At 67.8% G+C, this 15574-nt stretch carries 16 protein-coding genes; 13 read left to right on the top strand and 3 right to left on the bottom strand.

Annotation, left to right across the window (positions count from 1 at the left end):
• Nucleotides 1-189: 189 nt before the first annotated feature.
• The 6 genes from alr to tsaD are packed head-to-tail and all read left to right on the top strand — an operon-like array spanning nt 190 to nt 5311.
• Entirely contained in the window at nt 190-1362 is a 1173-nt protein-coding gene (gene alr, locus J6U32_RS11710; RefSeq protein ID WP_208795593.1) for an alanine racemase, read from the top strand.
• Nucleotides 1356-2483: an alpha/beta fold hydrolase gene (locus J6U32_RS11715; protein WP_432276990.1), complete on the top strand. Its 1128-nt coding sequence runs from the start codon at nt 1356-1358 to the stop codon at nt 2481-2483. Before alr ends, J6U32_RS11715 begins: the two co-directional genes overlap by 7 nt.
• Nucleotides 2480-2938, top strand: a complete 459-nt coding sequence (tsaE, locus tag J6U32_RS11720; protein WP_208795594.1) for a tRNA (adenosine(37)-N6)-threonylcarbamoyltransferase complex ATPase subunit type 1 TsaE — start codon at nt 2480-2482, stop codon at nt 2936-2938. Before J6U32_RS11715 ends, tsaE begins: the two co-directional genes overlap by 4 nt.
• Nucleotides 2935-3741: a tRNA (adenosine(37)-N6)-threonylcarbamoyltransferase complex dimerization subunit type 1 TsaB gene (gene tsaB / locus J6U32_RS11725; RefSeq protein ID WP_244332826.1), complete on the top strand. Its 807-nt coding sequence runs from the start codon at nt 2935-2937 to the stop codon at nt 3739-3741. The genes tsaE and tsaB overlap by 4 nt, the downstream gene beginning before the upstream one ends.
• Nucleotides 3738-4271 carry a ribosomal protein S18-alanine N-acetyltransferase gene (gene rimI, locus J6U32_RS11730; protein WP_208795595.1) on the top strand — a complete coding sequence of 178 codons (534 nt, stop codon included), beginning with the start codon at nt 3738-3740 and terminating at the stop codon, nt 4269-4271. Before tsaB ends, rimI begins: the two co-directional genes overlap by 4 nt.
• Nucleotides 4268-5311: a tRNA (adenosine(37)-N6)-threonylcarbamoyltransferase complex transferase subunit TsaD gene (tsaD, locus tag J6U32_RS11735; RefSeq protein ID WP_208795596.1), complete on the top strand. Its 1044-nt coding sequence runs from the start codon at nt 4268-4270 to the stop codon at nt 5309-5311. The genes rimI and tsaD overlap by 4 nt, the downstream gene beginning before the upstream one ends.
• 15 nt (nt 5312-5326) lie before the next feature.
• Here the strand turns inward: tsaD and J6U32_RS11740 are convergent, their stop codons facing one another.
• Nucleotides 5327-5788 (bottom strand): MarR family winged helix-turn-helix transcriptional regulator, encoded by a 462-nt coding sequence (locus J6U32_RS11740; RefSeq protein WP_208795597.1) that lies wholly within the window; start codon nt 5786-5788, stop codon nt 5327-5329.
• Nucleotides 5789-5887: 99 nt separating this feature from the next.
• Between J6U32_RS11740 and J6U32_RS11745 the strand changes: the two genes are divergently transcribed.
• The 3 genes from J6U32_RS11745 to groL all read left to right on the top strand — a co-directional run bounded on the left by J6U32_RS11745 (nt 5888) and on the right by groL (nt 9904).
• Nucleotides 5888-7504 carry an MFS transporter gene (locus tag J6U32_RS11745; protein ID WP_244332827.1) on the top strand — a complete coding sequence of 539 codons (1617 nt, stop codon included), beginning with the start codon at nt 5888-5890 and terminating at the stop codon, nt 7502-7504.
• A 175-nt stretch (nt 7505-7679) separates the two neighbouring features.
• On the top strand, nt 7680-7979 hold the full coding sequence (groES, locus tag J6U32_RS11750) for a co-chaperone GroES (protein WP_006334733.1): 300 nt from the start codon (nt 7680-7682) through the stop codon (nt 7977-7979).
• A 308-nt stretch (nt 7980-8287) separates the two neighbouring features.
• Nucleotides 8288-9904, top strand: coding sequence for a chaperonin GroEL (gene groL / locus J6U32_RS11755; protein WP_208795599.1), 1617 nt, complete (start codon nt 8288-8290; stop codon nt 9902-9904).
• Between the two features lie 190 nt (nt 9905-10094).
• Here the strand turns inward: groL and J6U32_RS11760 are convergent, their stop codons facing one another.
• Complete coding sequence (locus tag J6U32_RS11760) at nt 10095-10391, bottom strand: WhiB family transcriptional regulator (RefSeq protein ID WP_208795600.1); 297 nt, start codon at nt 10389-10391, stop codon at nt 10095-10097.
• A 455-nt stretch (nt 10392-10846) separates the two neighbouring features.
• On the opposite strand from J6U32_RS11760, the gene J6U32_RS11765 reads away from it, so the two are divergent.
• From J6U32_RS11765 to J6U32_RS11775, 3 genes are all read left to right on the top strand, one after another.
• On the top strand, nt 10847-11719 hold the full coding sequence (locus J6U32_RS11765; RefSeq protein WP_244332829.1) for a hypothetical protein: 873 nt from the start codon (nt 10847-10849) through the stop codon (nt 11717-11719).
• Between the two features lie 132 nt (nt 11720-11851).
• Nucleotides 11852-12442 (top strand): sigma-70 family RNA polymerase sigma factor, encoded by a 591-nt coding sequence (locus J6U32_RS11770; RefSeq protein ID WP_014359485.1) that lies wholly within the window; start codon nt 11852-11854, stop codon nt 12440-12442.
• Nucleotides 12414-13319, top strand: coding sequence for an anti-sigma-D factor RsdA (locus tag J6U32_RS11775; RefSeq protein ID WP_425324125.1), 906 nt, complete (start codon nt 12414-12416; stop codon nt 13317-13319). Before J6U32_RS11770 ends, J6U32_RS11775 begins: the two co-directional genes overlap by 29 nt.
• A 102-nt stretch (nt 13320-13421) precedes the next feature.
• On the opposite strand, the gene J6U32_RS11780 is transcribed toward J6U32_RS11775, so the two are convergent.
• A complete protein-coding gene (locus J6U32_RS11780; protein ID WP_014359487.1) occupies nt 13422-13811 on the bottom strand; it encodes a DUF5319 domain-containing protein in 390 nt (129 codons plus the stop codon).
• A 145-nt stretch (nt 13812-13956) separates the two neighbouring features.
• On the opposite strand from J6U32_RS11780, the gene guaB reads away from it, so the two are divergent.
• The gene (gene guaB, locus J6U32_RS11785) at nt 13957-15468 is read left to right on the top strand and encodes an IMP dehydrogenase (protein ID WP_208795601.1); all 1512 of its coding nucleotides are present in this window, start codon (nt 13957-13959) and stop codon (nt 15466-15468) included.
• Nucleotides 15469-15574: the final 106 nt, after the last annotated feature.

The raw sequence follows: 15574 nt of genomic DNA on the forward strand, positions 1-15574 counted from the left end.
ACGGGGTTTTCCCCAGTCAAGTGCCCGGATGGCCCGATGGCATGACCGAATTCCTCAGGTGTGGACAGATCGCCACCTGTGGACACCCGGCGTGCGCATCGACACGACGTGCGTTATGCGCGAGTCGGTGGAGGCAACGCCGGCAGACCGGACCGCGGCAGCTCTCGCAAATCTGGGACAATGGCGGCGATGACCACCTCACCACCGCCCGGTTCCGGGCAGCACGGCTCGGCCCTGGCCGTCGTCGTCGACCTCGACGCGATCGCCCACAACGTGGGCGTGGTGCGCGAGGCATCGGGTGCGGGTGTGATCGCCGTGGTCAAGGCCGACGGGTACGGGCACGGTGCGGTGCCGGTGGCGCGTGCGGCCCTGGATGCCGGAGCGGCCGAACTGGGTGTCGCGGTGATCGGCGAGGGACTCGCGCTCCGGGCCGCGGGCGTCACCGAGCACATCACGTGCTGGCTGCACACCAACAGTGCCGATTTCGCCGCCGCCATCGACGCCGACCTCGACGTCGCGCTCTCGTCCCGCCGTCAGCTCGCGGCCGTCCTCGAGGCGGCCCGAGCACGGGGTAGCTCGGCCACGGTCACCGTCAAACTCGACACCGGCCTCGGGCGCAGCGGGGTGGCGCCGGATGAATGGGCGGATTTCGCCGACGATCTCGCGAAGGCCGTCGCCGAGGACGCCGTCCGGGTACGAGCGCTGATGTGTCACCTCGCCCGCGGCGACGAACCCGAGCACCCGTTGAACTCGCTGCAGGCCGAGCGTCTCGACGACGCGCGCGCCGACCTGGTCCGCCTCGGCGCGCCGCCGGAGGTGATGCACATTGCGAACTCTCCTGCGGCACTGACTCGCCCGGACCTCGCGCGCGATCTCGTGCGGCCCGGTATCGCCCTCTACGGTGGGGTGCCGATCCTCGGACGGGAATTCGGGCTGATCCCGGCGATGAGTCTGCGTGCCGAGGTGGCGCTGGTGAAGAGAATCCCGGCCGGACAAGGGGTTTCCTACAGTCACACCTGGACTGCCGAGCACGACACCACGATCGCGGTGATTCCGGCCGGATACGCCGACGGGGTACCACGACTCGCCTCGGGACGGCTGCGCGTCCGAATCGGTGATCGGCTCTTCGGTCAGATCGGCCGGGTGTGCATGGATCAGTTCGTGATCGACCTCGGCCCCGACGGTGGCGGCGTGAGTGAGGGCGACATCGCCGAGCTGTTCGGCACCGGCGCCGACGGCGGACCCACCGCGGCGGAATGGGCCGAGACGATCGGCACCATCGACTACGAGATCCTCGCGCGGATCGGCGGACGAGCGCGCCGCGAGTACGTCTCGTCCCGGCGGCAGGAGGCGACGTGGTGAACTCCACCGAGCGTGTCGGCCTGGCAGCGGGTCTCGCCGGGGTGGTGACCCTCGGCGGGCTGGCCGCCGCGGGAGCCGCGCGCAGCGCCACCCGGCGTCGTATCCGACGAGGCCATGATCCCTATCAGGGGATCGATTTCACCACGATGTATCAGGATCGGGCGTCGACGGTGACCGCGGCCGACGGCGTGGAGCTGGCGGTGCGCACCGTCGACCTCGGTGGCCTCGAGCCGGACGAGACCCCGGAATTGACCGTGATCTTCGTGCACGGGTTCAGCCTGCGGCTGGCGAGCTGGCATTTTCAGCGCTACGCCTTGGCGCAACGGTGGGCCGATCGCCGAATTCGCATGGTGTTCTACGACAATCGGGGCCACGGTCGCAGCGGCGAGGCGCCGGCGGACACGTGCACGATGCAGCAACTCGCCGACGACGCGGTCGACATCCTCGATGCGACGGCTCCCGAGGGTCGGGTGGTGCTGGTCGGTCACTCGATGGGCGGGATGACGCTGATGGCGCTGGCGCGGCGGTATCCGCAGCTCTTCGCCGCCGATGGCCGGGTCGCGGGAGTGGCGCTCGTGGCGACCGCAGCCAGCGGTCTGACCGAGGCCGGACTCGGTCGGGGACTGCGCAATCCACTGCTCGACGGGTTCGCGGTGGCCGCCCGCAACACCCCGCGGGTCATCGAGGCCGGCCGCGACCTCACCCGGCTGCTCCTCGAGCCGGTGCTCGTGGCCGCCAGCTTCGGCCCGGACTTCCACAGCCCGGCTGCCGGACGGGCGGTGGAGAAGATGATTCAGAACACACCCATCGTGACGGTGGTCAACTTCCTCAACGCACTGGAGCGTCATGACGAATGGATGGGTGTTCCGGTGATCGCCCAGGTGCCCTCGGTGGTCGTGTGCGGCGACGAGGACCGGATGACGCCGTTGCCCAACTCGCTGCAGCTCTACGGCGAACTCGGCACCGACTCGCGAATGGAGGTGGTCGTCGGCGCCGGGCACATGGTGCAGATGGAGGCACCCGACCGTGTCACCGACGCGATCGCCGACCTCGTCGAGCGTGCACGCCCGGCGCGCGGAGCTCCGCGGCGCCGCTGGTGGCAACGGAGGCAACGCGCATGAGCACCCACATCGACGGTCCGCAGACCCGCGAACTCCCGGAGGTCGCCGACACCGAGACATTCGGAGAAGAACTCGCGCAGGGGCTTTCGGCTGGCGACCTGGTGATCCTGGACGGACCACTGGGGGCGGGCAAGACCGCCCTCGCCCGCGGCATCGGGCGCGGGCTGCACGTCGCGGGCCCGGTCTCCTCACCGACGTTCATCATCGCGCGCGAACACCGGCCGACCGCGGCCGGCCGGCCCGGCATGATTCACGTCGACGCCTATCGGCTCGGTGGGCTCGAGGAACTCGACGCACTCGACCTCGACACCGACCTCGCCGACGCCGTCGTGGTGGTCGAGTGGGGCGAGGGGGTGGCTGAACGTCTGGCCGAGCGACATCTGCTGGTACGTCTGGTCCGTGACCCCGACACCGACGTGCGGCACGCGAGTTGGGAATGGGTGAATCATCCATGAGCACACCGGAATCGACACCATCGGCGCAGACGGTCACCGGTACCGCGGCAGTTGGATGCACTCCAACCCGACGCACTCCGGCCGGGCGTACTCGGACCGTGCTCGTGATCGACACCGCCACCGACACCGTCGTCACCGGGATCGGCCGCATCACGACGACGTCCGGGGCACCCGAGTGCAGTGTGGCCGCCGCCCGCGCGGTGGCCGACGGGCGTCGCCACGCGGAGATCCTCACCTCGCTCATCGCCGAGGTACTCGAGGAGTCGGGCGTGCGCCGAGACGGCATCGACGCGGTGGTCGTGGGAACCGGGCCCGGACCGTTCACCGGCCTACGGGTGGGAATGGCAACCGGCGCCGGATTCGGTGACGCCCTGGACATTCCGGTGTACGGCGTCTGCTCGCTCGATGCCATCGCCCACGACGTGGGGCGTGTGAGCGCGTCGGGGGCGACGGTGCTCGCGCTCACCGACGCGCGTCGCCGTGAGGTGTATTGGGCGCTCTATCGCGACGGCGGGCTCACCCGCGCGCGTGGCCCGGAGGTGAGCGCTCCCGGTGTCGTCGCCGAGATCGTCTCCGACCCCGGTGTCGACGCGGTCGGCGGGTCGGCTGCCCATCTACGCCAGAGTGGTTGGGGCGGAGCCGATCCCGTGATCACCGTTCCCTCGGCCGCCGGATTGCTCGGTGCGGCCGCGATCGCGGTGACCGATGGGCAGAGCCCGCCGCCGCTCGTCCCGCTCTATCTGCGCCGACCCGACGCGGTGGAACGAAAAGACCAGCAACCCAAGAAGGTCGGCGCATCATGACCGCCGGTGTGCCGATCATCGATGTGCTCGACTATCGCGACATCCCGCGTTGCGCCGCCCTGGAGAAGGAGATGTTCGCCGGCGATTCGCCGTGGCCGGCAACGGCTTTCCGGGCAGAGCTGAATGCACCGTACAACCGCTATTTCGCGGCCCGGGACGAGCCCGGGGGTGAGGTGGCCGGCTACGCGGGTATCTCCACCCTCGGATCCGAGGGCAGCTTCGACTGCGAGATCCACACGATCGCCGTCGCGCCGACCCACCGCGGACGCGGTTACGGCAGAGCGCTTCTCGATGCGCTGCTCGAGGTCGCCGACTCCGTCGACGCACCGGTCTTCCTCGAGGTGCGCGTCGACAACGTCACCGCGATCGCGCTCTACGAGCGCAACGGCTTTGTGACGTCGGGGGTGCGGCGCGGCTACTACCAGCCCTCGGGTGCCGACGCCTACACGATGATCCGTCCGTCGGCCTCCGGTCGTGCCGGCGTCGACGAGTCACTGGATTCGGCAGGCAAGGGTGGGCAGCACACATGATCGTGATGGGTATCGAGAGCTCCTGCGATGAAACCGGAGTCGGGATCGTGCGCTGGGAGCCGGGCACCGACGGGCCGGGTCGGGCGGTGCTGCTCGCCGACGAGGTGGCCTCCAGCGTCGACGAACATGCCCGATTCGGGGGAGTGGTCCCCGAGATCGCCTCCCGCGCACACCTCGAGGCGATCGTGCCGACCATGCGGCGGGCTCGTGCGGCGGCCGGGATCGATCGTCCCGATGCCATCACGGTCACCATCGGCCCGGGTCTGGCCGGGGCGCTGCTGGTCGGGGTGGCCGCGGCGAAATCCTATGCGCTGGCCTGGGATGTCCCGCTGTATGCGATGAATCATCTCGGCGGACATGTCGCGGTCGACACCCTGGAGCACGGACCGATGCCCGAATGTGTTGCTTTGCTGGTCTCCGGCGGGCACACGCACCTGCTGCACGTCACCGATCTCGCCGAGCCGATCGTCGAACTCGGTACCACCGTCGACGATGCCGCCGGTGAGGCGTTCGACAAGGTCGCCCGCCTGCTCGACCTCGGTTTCCCCGGTGGACCGGCTCTGGACAAGGTTGCCGCGCTGGGCGATCGGCAGGCGATCGCATTCCCCCGGGGAATGACCGGACCCCGCGACGCCCGGTACGACTTCTCGTTCAGCGGGGTCAAGACGGCGGTGGCCCGCTATGTGGAGAAGTGCCGACGGGACGGCGTCGAGGTACCGATCGCCGACGTCGCGGCGTCGTTTCAGGAGGCGGTCGCCGACGTGTTGACGTTCAAGGCGGTACGCGCGTGCGGTGATCTCGGCGTGGACACCCTCGTGCTCGGGGGCGGGGCGACGGCCAACTCGCGTATTCGATCTCTGGCCGAAGAACGTTGTGCTGCAGCGGGTATCACCCTGCGGGTCCCGACGCCGCGCCGGTGTACCGACAACGGGGTGATGATCGCGACACTCGGGGCTCACGTCATCGCCGGTGGCGCGCAGCCCTCGCCGCTGACGGTGGCGACCGATCCGGGGATGAGTGTGCAGGTCTCGCAGTTGTGACGGCGGGACGGCGCGTCAGGTGGTGGTGAACCCGCCGCCGGACACCTCGGGGCACGTCACACACTGCTCGGCGAGGATTCGACGTTGGGTCGGCCGGGCATCGGTGTAGCGTCGCGCCCCTTCGTCGGTGAGTGCGGCGAACACCGACCTCCGGTCGGTCGTGCACATCGTGCGGTCGACGAGTCCGTCGTTGTCGAGTCGGGCGACCACGCGCGACAGTGCGCTCTGCGTCAGATGCACACGCCCGGCCAGATCGCTCATTCGTAGGCTGTGATCGGCTGCGCCCCAAAGGAGTTCGAGGACCTCGAATTCACTGGAGGACAGCTGGTGCAGCGACTGGAGTTCGCGGTCGAGGGTGCACTGGATGCGGTGGAAGCGAACCGAGAGATCGTGCCATGCGGCGGCGAGATCGTCGGCGCGGTCGTCACTCGCGGCGCCGGTTCCGTCCGTCGCGTCTCCCTCTGCCGCCGTGCTCATGGCCGCAGCATATCACTGACACCGCATTTTATGCGTGAGAAAATAATGTGACTTCAAACAATGTAGACGCATTAGATGCGTTCGCATATAGTTCTCGGCATGGCATTCACAGATCGCAAGGTGGGTTCCCCGGCCGCGCCGGGACACACGGAGGCGCCACGCGCGCCGCACGAGGAGTCACCGCTCGACCCGGCCGAGCATGTGGCGGCCGGCCATGTCACGAGCGGTGCGGGTTGGCCGGCGCGGACCTGGATTCTGCTCGTGGTGCTGGCCGGAGCCTTGTTCCTCGACGGGCTCGACGTATCGATGGTCGGCGTCGCCCTTCCCTCGATCGGCTCCGATCTCGGCATGGGGCAGAGCGAACTCCAATGGATCGTCAGCGGATATGTCCTGGGTTATGGGGGTCTGCTCATGCTCGGGGGCCGGGTGAGCGATCTCCTCGGACGGCGGCGGGTCTTCCTCGTCGCGCTCGGCGTCTTCGCAGTTGCGTCGGTGGCCAGCGCCGTCGTCGATATCGACATGCTGATCGTGGCACTGCGATTCATCAAGGGGGTGGCGGCGGCGTTCACCGTGCCGGCCGGGTTGTCGATCATCACGACCACTTTCGCCGAGGGACCGGCGCGCAACCGCGCACTGAGCATCTACACCGTCTGCGGGGCCAGTGGCTTCTCGCTCGGACTGGTCTTCGGCGGTCTGCTCACCGAATGGTCCTGGCGGGCCACCCTGATGTTCCCGGGTCCGGTGGCGATCTTGCTGTTCTTCGCCGGACTGCGGGTCATTCCGCGCGGTGAGCGGGTCGCGTTCCGCTGGGCGCAGTTCGACGTCCTCGGCGCGACGACGAGCACCGCAGCGCTGCTACTGCTCGTGTTCGCGGTGGTCCGGGCCCCCGAGATCGGGTGGGCGTCGACGGCCACCATCGGCACCTTCGTCGCGTCAGCGGTGTCGGCCGTCGCCTTCCTGATCATCGAGATCCGACACCGACATCCGCTCGTGCGGCTGGGTATCCTGCGTTCCTACCTGCTGGTGCACGCCAACATCTCCGGTGCGCTGATGTTCGGCGGATACGTCGCCTTCCAGTTCGTCGTCACGCTGTACCTGCAGGACTCGCTCGGTTGGCCCCCGCTGGCCATGGCGCTCGGCTTCTTGCCGGCCGGGCTGATCGTCGCGGCCAGTGCGACCCGGATGGACCGGGTACTCGACCGTGTGCCCACACCGCTGCTGATGGTGCTGGGATTCGCGGCGTTCCTCGGCGGCTACCTCTGGTTCGCGCGCGCCCAACCGGGCATGGGCTATGCGGATTTCCTGTTGCCGACCATCATCCTGCTCGGCATCGGTTTCGCGCTCACGTTCCCGTCGGTGACCTCTCAGGGGACCGCCGGCGTCGACGACGACGAACAGGGACTGGCCTCCGGTCTGGTCAACACCAGTGTGCAGATCGGCGGGGCGGTGATGCTCGCCGTGGTGACCGCCGTGCTCTCCAGCTCGGGGGAGCGCAACCGGCCCGGCGAGTTGCTCGGCGGGATGACCACGGCGATCTGGCTGGTCAGCGCACTGTCGGTGGTCGGTCTGGTCGGCGCGGTGGCGGTGAGTTGGTTCGGCCGGCGCGATGCGGCCACGAGCGGAGGGTCCTCGGGCGAGCCTGCGGTCGATCCTCTCGGAACGCCGGCCGCGGCTGTGGCGGAGGTGCCCGCGCCGCAAGCATGTGCGCACTGCTGAGACTTTTGCACCCGCCGCCCTTGAGTGCTGGCACTCGCATGTATAGAGTGCCAATAGGCACTGTGTTGTGAACCTCGGCACCCGCGACGACGAGGTTTGTGGCAGAGCCCCCCAATGCAGGTCAACTGCAACAAGTACATCCACTTCTCGAACGAGAAAGTTGAGGACTGACATCGTGGCGAGCGTGAACATCAAGCCGCTTGAGGACAAGATCCTGGTGCAGGCCGTTGAGGCCGAGACGACCACCGCGTCGGGTCTGGTCATCCCGGACACCGCCAAGGAGAAGCCGCAGGAAGGCACCGTCATCGCAGTCGGTGAGGGACGGGTGACCGAGCAGGGCAACCGTGTCCCGGTCGACGTCAAGGAAGGCGACACCGTCATCTACAGCAAGTACGGCGGCACCGAGATCAAGTACGCCGGCGAGGAGTACCTGATCCTGTCGGCGCGCGACGTGCTCGCGGTCATCGGCAAGTAAGAACGCAACGCGTTGGAGCGACACGAGAATTCGTGAACCTCTCTCCGCCCCGGTGCCCCTTGGGTCACCGGGGCGGAGTTGCCTGACCGCATCGGTCACGCAGAACGCTTCATTCCCGACCCCCACCACCTGTTCGCGCATCACTCCCTATCTCTCGTGCGTTTGCCGCTCCTTCATGTGTTCGCGTCGCGCCGCGATGCAGGAGGAGCCGGCGAGGAGCGTGGCGACAAGCCGGCGACGACGAAGAGCGGCGACTTGAGGCGCGAACACCGCGACTCGCGGAGCGATCGCAGAAAGTACAGAAACTCATGTCCAAACAGATCGAATTCGATGAAAAGGCGCGCCGCGCGCTCGAACGCGGCATCAATCAACTCGCCGACACGGTGAAGGTGACGCTGGGGCCTCGTGGCCGCCATGTGGTGCTCGCCAAGGCTTTTGGCGGGCCGAGTGTCACCAACGACGGTGTCACCATCGCGCGTGACGTCGATCTCGAAGATCCCTTCGAGAATCTGGGTGCGCAGCTGGTCAAGTCGGTTGCGACGAAGACCAACGATGTGGCCGGCGACGGCACCACCACCGCGACCGTTCTCGCGCAGGCGATCGTGTCGGCGGGTCTGCGCAATGTCGCTGCCGGTGCGGGTCCGATCGCGCTCGGCGCCGGTATCGGCAAGGCCGCCGACGCCCTGAGCGCCGAACTGCTGCGTACGGCGACACCCGTCGAGGGGCAGAAGGCGATCTCTCAGGTCGCCACCGTGTCGTCGCGGGACGCCGAGATCGGCGAGATGGTCGGTAAGGCGATGGAGACCGTCGGCGTTGATGGCGTTGTCACCGTGGAAGAGGGTTCGGGCCTGAGTACCGAACTCGATGTCACCGAGGGCGTCCAGTTCGACAAGGGTTACCTGTCGCCGTACTTCGTGACCGATGCCGACGCGCAGGAAGCGGTTCTCGAGGACGCGCTGGTGTTGCTGTACCGCGACAAGGTCAGCTCGCTGCCGGACTTCCTGCCGTTGCTGGAGAAGATCGTCAATGCCGGCAAGTCGGTGCTGATCATCGCCGAGGACGTCGAGGGTGAGCCGCTGTCGACGCTCGTCGTCAACTCGATCCGCAAGACGATCAAGGCCGTGGCGGTGAAGGCCCCGTTCTTCGGTGACCGTCGCAAGGCGTTCCTGGAGGATCTCGCCGTGGTCACCGGCGGGACCGTCATCTCCTCCGACATCGGGTTGAGTTTGGCGACCGCTGAGCTCGACCTGCTCGGCTCGGCGCGGCGTGTGGTGGTCACCAAGGACACCACGACGATCGTCGAGGGAGCCGGTACTGCGGAGGCCATCGCCGATCGCGCCGCGCAGTTGCGCCGCGAGATCGAGAGCAGTGACTCCGACTGGGATCGTGAGAAGCTCGCCGAGCGTCTTGCGAAGCTGTCCGGCGGTATCGCGGTGATCCGGGTCGCGGCGGCCACCGAGACCGCGCTCAAGGAGCGCAAGCACCGCGTCGAGGATGCGGTTGCGGCGGCCAAGGCCGCGGTCGAGGAGGGCATCATCGCCGGTGGCGGTTCGGCCATCGTGCAGGCCGCCAAGGTACTCGACGCTCTCGCCGACTCGCTGCCCGGCGACGAGGCGCTCGGCGTGCGGGTTGTTCGCGAGGCCGTCAAGGCGCCGCTGTTCTGGATTGCCACCAACGCCGGTGTCGACGGAGCGGTCGTGGTGAACCGGGTTGCCGAGTCCGGGACGGGGGAGGGCTACAACGCTGCCACCCTGACCTACGGCGATCTGGTTGCCGAGGGCATCATCGACCCGGTCAAGGTGACCCGCTCGGCGGTTGTCAACGCCGCGTCGGTGGCCCGGATGGTTCTCACCACCGAGACCGCGGTCACCGACAAGCCGGAGGCGGCTGCCGACGCCGGTCACGGCCACGGGCACGCGCACTGACGGTCGGTCTCTTCACGACGGTTTCTTCATGACGATGCCGGGGTGATCACCACGTGGTGATCACCCCGGCATCGTCATGTTGTGAGGCTTGTGCCTGCGGAGTTCGTGTTCTGTCGAGTTCGTGTTGTGAAGTCGTGTCGACGACGTGTGTTTCCGGGAGTCGTCGTGCCCGGTTGTGACGGCTGCGCGGTCAGCTCGCCATGCGGCGTCCGACTCCTCGCTTCATCAGCATGCTGCGCTCGGATTCCGACAGTCCGCCCCAGATTCCGTACGGTTCGGCCACGGCAAGTGCGTGCTCGCGGCATTGCGCGATCACCGGGCACTGATGGCACATCTCCTTGGCGCGCCGTTCGCGCTGCGCGCGGGCCCGGCCGCGTTCACCATCGGGATGAAAGAACATCGATGATTCGACGCCACGGCACAGGCCGTGCATCTGCCAATCCCAGACGTCGGCGTTGGGGCCGGGGAGGTGGTTCGGTGCAGGCATGGCAGCATCTCCTTCTGCAAGGGCGTGGACTCGCTTCGACCTTGTGGGCGTCGAGTCGCGACGTGATCCGACGGTGGCGCCGGTGTGGAGTTCATGACGGTCGTTGTCGTGGTCGTTTCCGGCGACGTAAGAGAACAGTAAGCGGGCCCGAGAAACAACGTCAATACCGTCAATCAGCGGGAAATGATCGAAAAGATTCCGCCATTGTTAACGTGGCGTTAGCCACGGGTCCGGCGCTAGCACAGCCGTGCGGGCCGGTGTTCCGGGGGCGTCCGTGGCCTGCGGAGATGCGGGGTGAGCAGTGCGTATTGGAGTTTCCGGAGAGAAACGGGAGGGTGTGCAGAAATGGTGCGACAGGACCGGCCAAGATATTCGATTAACCTGACCGAAACCGTCACGTCATCACCCGTTGATGCCGCCGCGATTTTTAACAATTGTGTCGCCGAGTTAAATTCATGCTAACTGGGGCGCCGGACGGTGACACCGGACACGTTTTCGCTGGTGATGAGCTCCTGCGGCGGTGGTGTGCGGCGGTCGAGCTCGGTGCGCTGGGTCGCGGGGCGTCCTCGTTGACCGCGCTCTCGGAGCTGACGGTCGATGCTCGGCGTGCCGGCGACGGTCCGCTCGCGGCGCTCGCCACGACCACCGCGGCGTCGCTCTACCGGCAGTCGGGCCGTCATCGCGACGCACGGGCCCTGGACTCGCGGGCGCTGGCGGTCGTCGATGCCGCCGGGGCGCCATCACCTCACGGGGTGCCGATGTGGAATCGCGCCGCCCTGGCCGACACCCTGGTCAATCTCGCCGCCGACAATCTGGGGTTGCTGCGGTTCGGTGTCTCGCATCGACTCCTCGAACGGGCCGATGTCGTCCTCGGAAGGCCCGACGATCTCGGTGAGGGCCCGTGGCTGTCCGAGGCGCGGTGTCGGCTGCGGCTCCTCTGGGTGCGCGCGGAGTGGGCTCTGTACACCGACAACGCGGAGCATGCGCTCGAGGTCGCCGAGCGGGCGCAGGCACAACTCGCCGCCCGCGCGGACCGGGGAACCGAGCGGCATCGGATCAAGACCGGGCTGGTTCTCGCGGCTGCGCGCGCCGGCGCTGGGGCTACCGAGCAGGCCCGACTCGAGGCGGCGGCGTTGCGTGATCAGGCGGCCGAGGGGGGCTTGCTTCCGCTGTGCTGGGCGGCATCGTCGCTGTTGCAAGGACTCGGCGACTCGCCGGATTCGGGACCCGTCGGGTCGGTGTCGTCGACCGGCATGTCTGTCAACGATCTGCATCGATTGCTGGTCGCGCGCGGCATGCCGTTCGTGACGTCGGCGAACGATCGCTAAGGTATTTGGGGTTCGCCGCGCCCGCATGGCAGTCCCCGCGCAGGGCGGCGCCGCTGTTCAGGCCGTCATGGCACCACATCGGACCAGGTGAGGTCCGCCACACACTATGTAACACGGGGATCTCGACTGACGATGAAACTGACGGGTGATGAGCTGGACGCCGCCGTCCGTGCCGCGAGGCAGGGCGATCGTGTGGCTCTCACGTCAGTTCTCGAGAGTGTGCACGAGCCCATCCTGCGCTACTGCCGAGGGCGAATCGGAGTCGGAGAGCGCCACTTGTTCTCCGCGGATGACATTGCGCAGGAGGCGTTGATGGCGGTGATGACCGCGCTGCCCCGATATGAGGATCAGGGCAAACCGTTCATGGCCTTCGTCTACGGCATCGCGTCCCACAAGGTCGCCGACGCGATGCGGGTCGCCGGTCGGGTCAAGGCCGATCCGGTGGAGGCGGTTCCCGATGTCACCACGGTCCTCGGCGGGCCCGAGGAGATGGCATTGGACTCCGATGCCAGCCGACGGATGCGACAACTGCTGTCGGTGTTACCCGACAAGCAGCGCGAGATCCTCGTGTTGCGACTGGTGGTCGGGATGTCCGCCGAGGAGACCGCCGACGCGGTCGGCAGCACGCCGGGAGCGGTGCGCGTCGCCCAACATCGAGCACTGGCGAAACTGAAAGACGAGCTGAGGAAGGCAGGTGGACGACGCAATGAACGACGAGCATGATCGGCGTCGGCCCATGCCGGGCCCGCAGCCGTCGGGGGGCGTACCGGGTTCCGGGGTCGGGCCGCATGGCGGCGGGTACGGCCGTTACGGCGTATCCGACGAGGACGAGCGACGAGCCGACATCGATCTACGGCAGGTGCACTTCGACGACGCGTTCATCGAAGCGCTCTCCCATGACGTGCCCACGCCCACCCGTGACGACACCGAGTATCAGCTGGCTGCACTGCTGTCGGGCTGGCGCCACGAGGTTCTCTCCGAACCCGCACCGCCGATCCCCGGTGTTGCCGAGGTCGAGCGCGCCATGGCCGCGCGCTCGGGTGCGCGCCGTGGTGGCAGGGTGGTGCGCTCGCTGCGCGTCGTTGCCGGTGCGGCGGCGATCGCGGTGGTCGCCGCGGCCGGCCTGACCGTGGTGAGCGAGGGAGCCCAGCCGGGCGACTCGCTGTGGGGTGTCAAGAAGGTCGTGTTCGCGCAGGCCGCATCGGAGACGCAGGCCGCCTACGACGTGCGTTCGGACCTGGAGCAGGCCGAGGCGGCACTCGCCTCCGGCGATCTCACACATGCACAGCAGCTCATTGCGCGGGCGCAGACGAAGATGGGGCCGGTGCGAGACTCGCAGACCCGGGATCAGATGAATCAGTGGATCACCCGGCTGCAGTCCGACGAGTCGGGCGCGCCCGCAGCGCCGACGCCGCAGGGCCCGGGTACCACCGCTCCCGATACCAGTGGCGCCGAGACCAGTGCCCCGCAGACCTCGGATCAGACCAGCGCTCCCTCGGAGCCGTCGACGACGCCGAGCACCACCCCCACGACCACGACGCCGACCAGTTCACCGACACCGACGACGGCAACGACCACCACGACCACGCCGGCAGGCTGATCGTCGTCGGCCCGATTGACGTCTGCCTCATTCGACGTCTGCGGGATTCGGTCGACACCCCCGATCGGTGGTCTCGCCTCGGGGGTGTCGTTGGGGTCAAGCTCAGCGTTCGTCGCCGAGGTGGTTGTGCGCGTCGGCGTAACCGCGGCAGTAGTCCCACGTGACGTAGTCGTCGGGGCGCGGGTCGACGGCGGGCTCGTGCGGACGTACGGTGCCGTCGATCAGAAGTTGTAAAAGGTTGGCTCGCAACATATCCCAGTCGTGGTAATGGTCTTCGTGGCAGTCCTCGCAGACGACGACGAGGCCACGGACCCCACGGTGGGCCAGAAGCGCTTCGTAGACGGCCAGATCCGCGAGATCTTCTTCGACCGCCACCCGCTCGTTCTCATCGAGGGGGATGCCGGGCTCCATCGAGTCCAACGCCGACGCGGGATCGCTGGGATCATCGGCGAACGGGTCGGGCGGAAGTCCTGGTGGCAAGTGGTCACGCACACCTCCACCGTAACCGATATGGCGTGACCTGCGCCGCATCGGTTCCACAGTTCGACGGTCGATCCGTGCATGCTCCACAGGGGTCACGCGCGAGCTCCGATCGCCGCATTGGGTTGTGGCTCCGGTTGCCCGATACCATGGACCGATGACCCACGTTCGCACCGGTGGAGACGATCCCGGCAAGGTCGCAATGCTCGGCCTCACCTTCGACGACGTCCTGTTGCTGCCCGCGGCATCAGATGTGATCCCCAGCGAGGCCGACACGTCCTCGCGGGTGACCAAGAACATCTCCCTGCGGGTGCCGTTGGTGAGTTCGGCAATGGACACCGTCACCGAATCCCGTATGGCCATCGCGATGGCCAGGGCCGGCGGCATGGGTGTGCTGCACCGCAATCTGTCGATCGCCGACCAGGCCGCCCAGGTCGAGACGGTCAAGCGCTCCGAGGCCGGCATGGTCACCGACCCGGTCACCTGCTCACCGCACAACACCCTCGCCGAGGTCGACGCGATGTGTGCGCGCTACCGGATCTCGGGGCTGCCCGTGGTCGACGAGAAGGGCGAGCTCGTCGGCATCATCACCAACCGCGACATGCGCTTCGAGGTCGATCAGGACCGTCCGGTCGCCGAGGTGATGACCAAGGCCCCGTTGATCACCGCCCAGGAGGGCGTCTCCGCGGAGGCCGCCCTGGGTCTGTTGCGGCGCAACAAGGTCGAGAAGCTGCCGATCGTCGACGGCAACGGCAAACTGACCGGGCTGATCACCGTCAAGGACTTCGTCAAGACCGAGCAACACCCGTTCGCCACCAAGGACTCCGACGGCCGGCTGCTCGTCGGCGCGGCCGTGGGTACCGGCGACACGCAGTGGGATCGGGCGATGGCACTCGCCGACGCGGGTGTCGACGTGATCATCGTCGACACCGCCCATGCCCACAACCGGCTGGTGCTCGACATGGTGTCCAAGGTGAAATCGGAGGTCGGCGACCGGGTCGAGGTCGTCGGCGGCAACGTCGCCACCCGTGAGGCGGCGCAGGCACTCATCGACGCCGGCGCCGACGCGGTGAAGGTCGGCGTGGGTCCGGGCTCGATCTGCACCACCCGTGTCGTCGCCGGTGTGGGGGCCCCGCAGATCACCGCGATCCTCGAGGCGGTGACCGTGTGTCAGGCCGCGGGCGTGCCGGTGATCGCCGACGGCGGCCTGCAGTACTCCGGCGACATCGCCAAGGCGCTGGCCGCCGGTGCGTCGACGGCCATGCTCGGCTCGTTGCTCGCCGGTACCGCCGAGGCGCCGGGCGATCTGATCCTGGTCAACGGCAAGCAGTTCAAGAGCTACCGAGGCATGGGATCACTCGGTGCGATGCAGGGCCGCGGGCAGGGCAAGTCCTACTCCAAGGACCGCTACTTCCAGGACGACGTCCTCAAGGAGGAGAAGCTCGTCCCGGAGGGCATCGAGGGTCGGGTCCCGTTCCGGGGTCCGCTGAACCAGGTGATCCATCAGCTCGTCGGTGGCCTGCGTGCCGCGATGGGTTACACCGGTGCCACCACCATCCCGGAGCTGCAGAAGGCGCGCTTCGTCCAGATCACCGCGGCCGGACTCAAGGAGTCCCATCCGCACGACATCACCCTGACCGCCGAGGCGCCCAACTACTATTCTCGCTGAGTTCGCCTCGACGAGTCCGACCCGCAAGTTCACCGGTCCGCACGTGGCGGGCCCAGAAGACCCTCGTGGCGTGCGTTGCAACGACAGTGCGCCGGACAGAAAGGCG

Origin of the sequence: Gordonia polyisoprenivorans, assembly GCF_017654315.1 — a bacterium.
Taxonomy (GTDB): domain Bacteria; phylum Actinomycetota; class Actinomycetes; order Mycobacteriales; family Mycobacteriaceae; genus Gordonia; species Gordonia polyisoprenivorans_A.

Excerpts from the sequence above, each read along its gene's own strand:
- alr (WP_208795593.1), top strand. The coding sequence starts at position 190 with ATGACCACCTCACCACCGCCCGGTTCCGGGCAGCACGGCTCGGCCCTG.
- tsaE (WP_208795594.1), top strand. The coding sequence starts at position 2,480 with ATGAGCACCCACATCGACGGTCCGCAGACCCGCGAACTCCCGGAGGTC.
- tsaB (WP_244332826.1), top strand. The coding sequence starts at position 2,935 with ATGAGCACACCGGAATCGACACCATCGGCGCAGACGGTCACCGGTACC.
- rimI (WP_208795595.1), top strand. The coding sequence starts at position 3,738 with ATGACCGCCGGTGTGCCGATCATCGATGTGCTCGACTATCGCGACATC.
- tsaD (WP_208795596.1), top strand. The coding sequence starts at position 4,268 with ATGATCGTGATGGGTATCGAGAGCTCCTGCGATGAAACCGGAGTCGGG.
- J6U32_RS11740 (WP_208795597.1), bottom strand. The coding sequence starts at position 5,788 with ATGAGCACGGCGGCAGAGGGAGACGCGACGGACGGAACCGGCGCCGCG.
- J6U32_RS11745 (WP_244332827.1), top strand. The coding sequence starts at position 5,888 with ATGGCATTCACAGATCGCAAGGTGGGTTCCCCGGCCGCGCCGGGACAC.
- groL (WP_208795599.1), top strand. The coding sequence starts at position 8,288 with ATGTCCAAACAGATCGAATTCGATGAAAAGGCGCGCCGCGCGCTCGAA.
- J6U32_RS11760 (WP_208795600.1), bottom strand. The coding sequence starts at position 10,391 with ATGCCTGCACCGAACCACCTCCCCGGCCCCAACGCCGACGTCTGGGAT.
- J6U32_RS11765 (WP_244332829.1), top strand. The coding sequence starts at position 10,847 with ATGCTAACTGGGGCGCCGGACGGTGACACCGGACACGTTTTCGCTGGT.
- J6U32_RS11770 (WP_014359485.1), top strand. The coding sequence starts at position 11,852 with ATGAAACTGACGGGTGATGAGCTGGACGCCGCCGTCCGTGCCGCGAGG.
- guaB (WP_208795601.1), top strand. The coding sequence starts at position 13,957 with ATGACCCACGTTCGCACCGGTGGAGACGATCCCGGCAAGGTCGCAATG.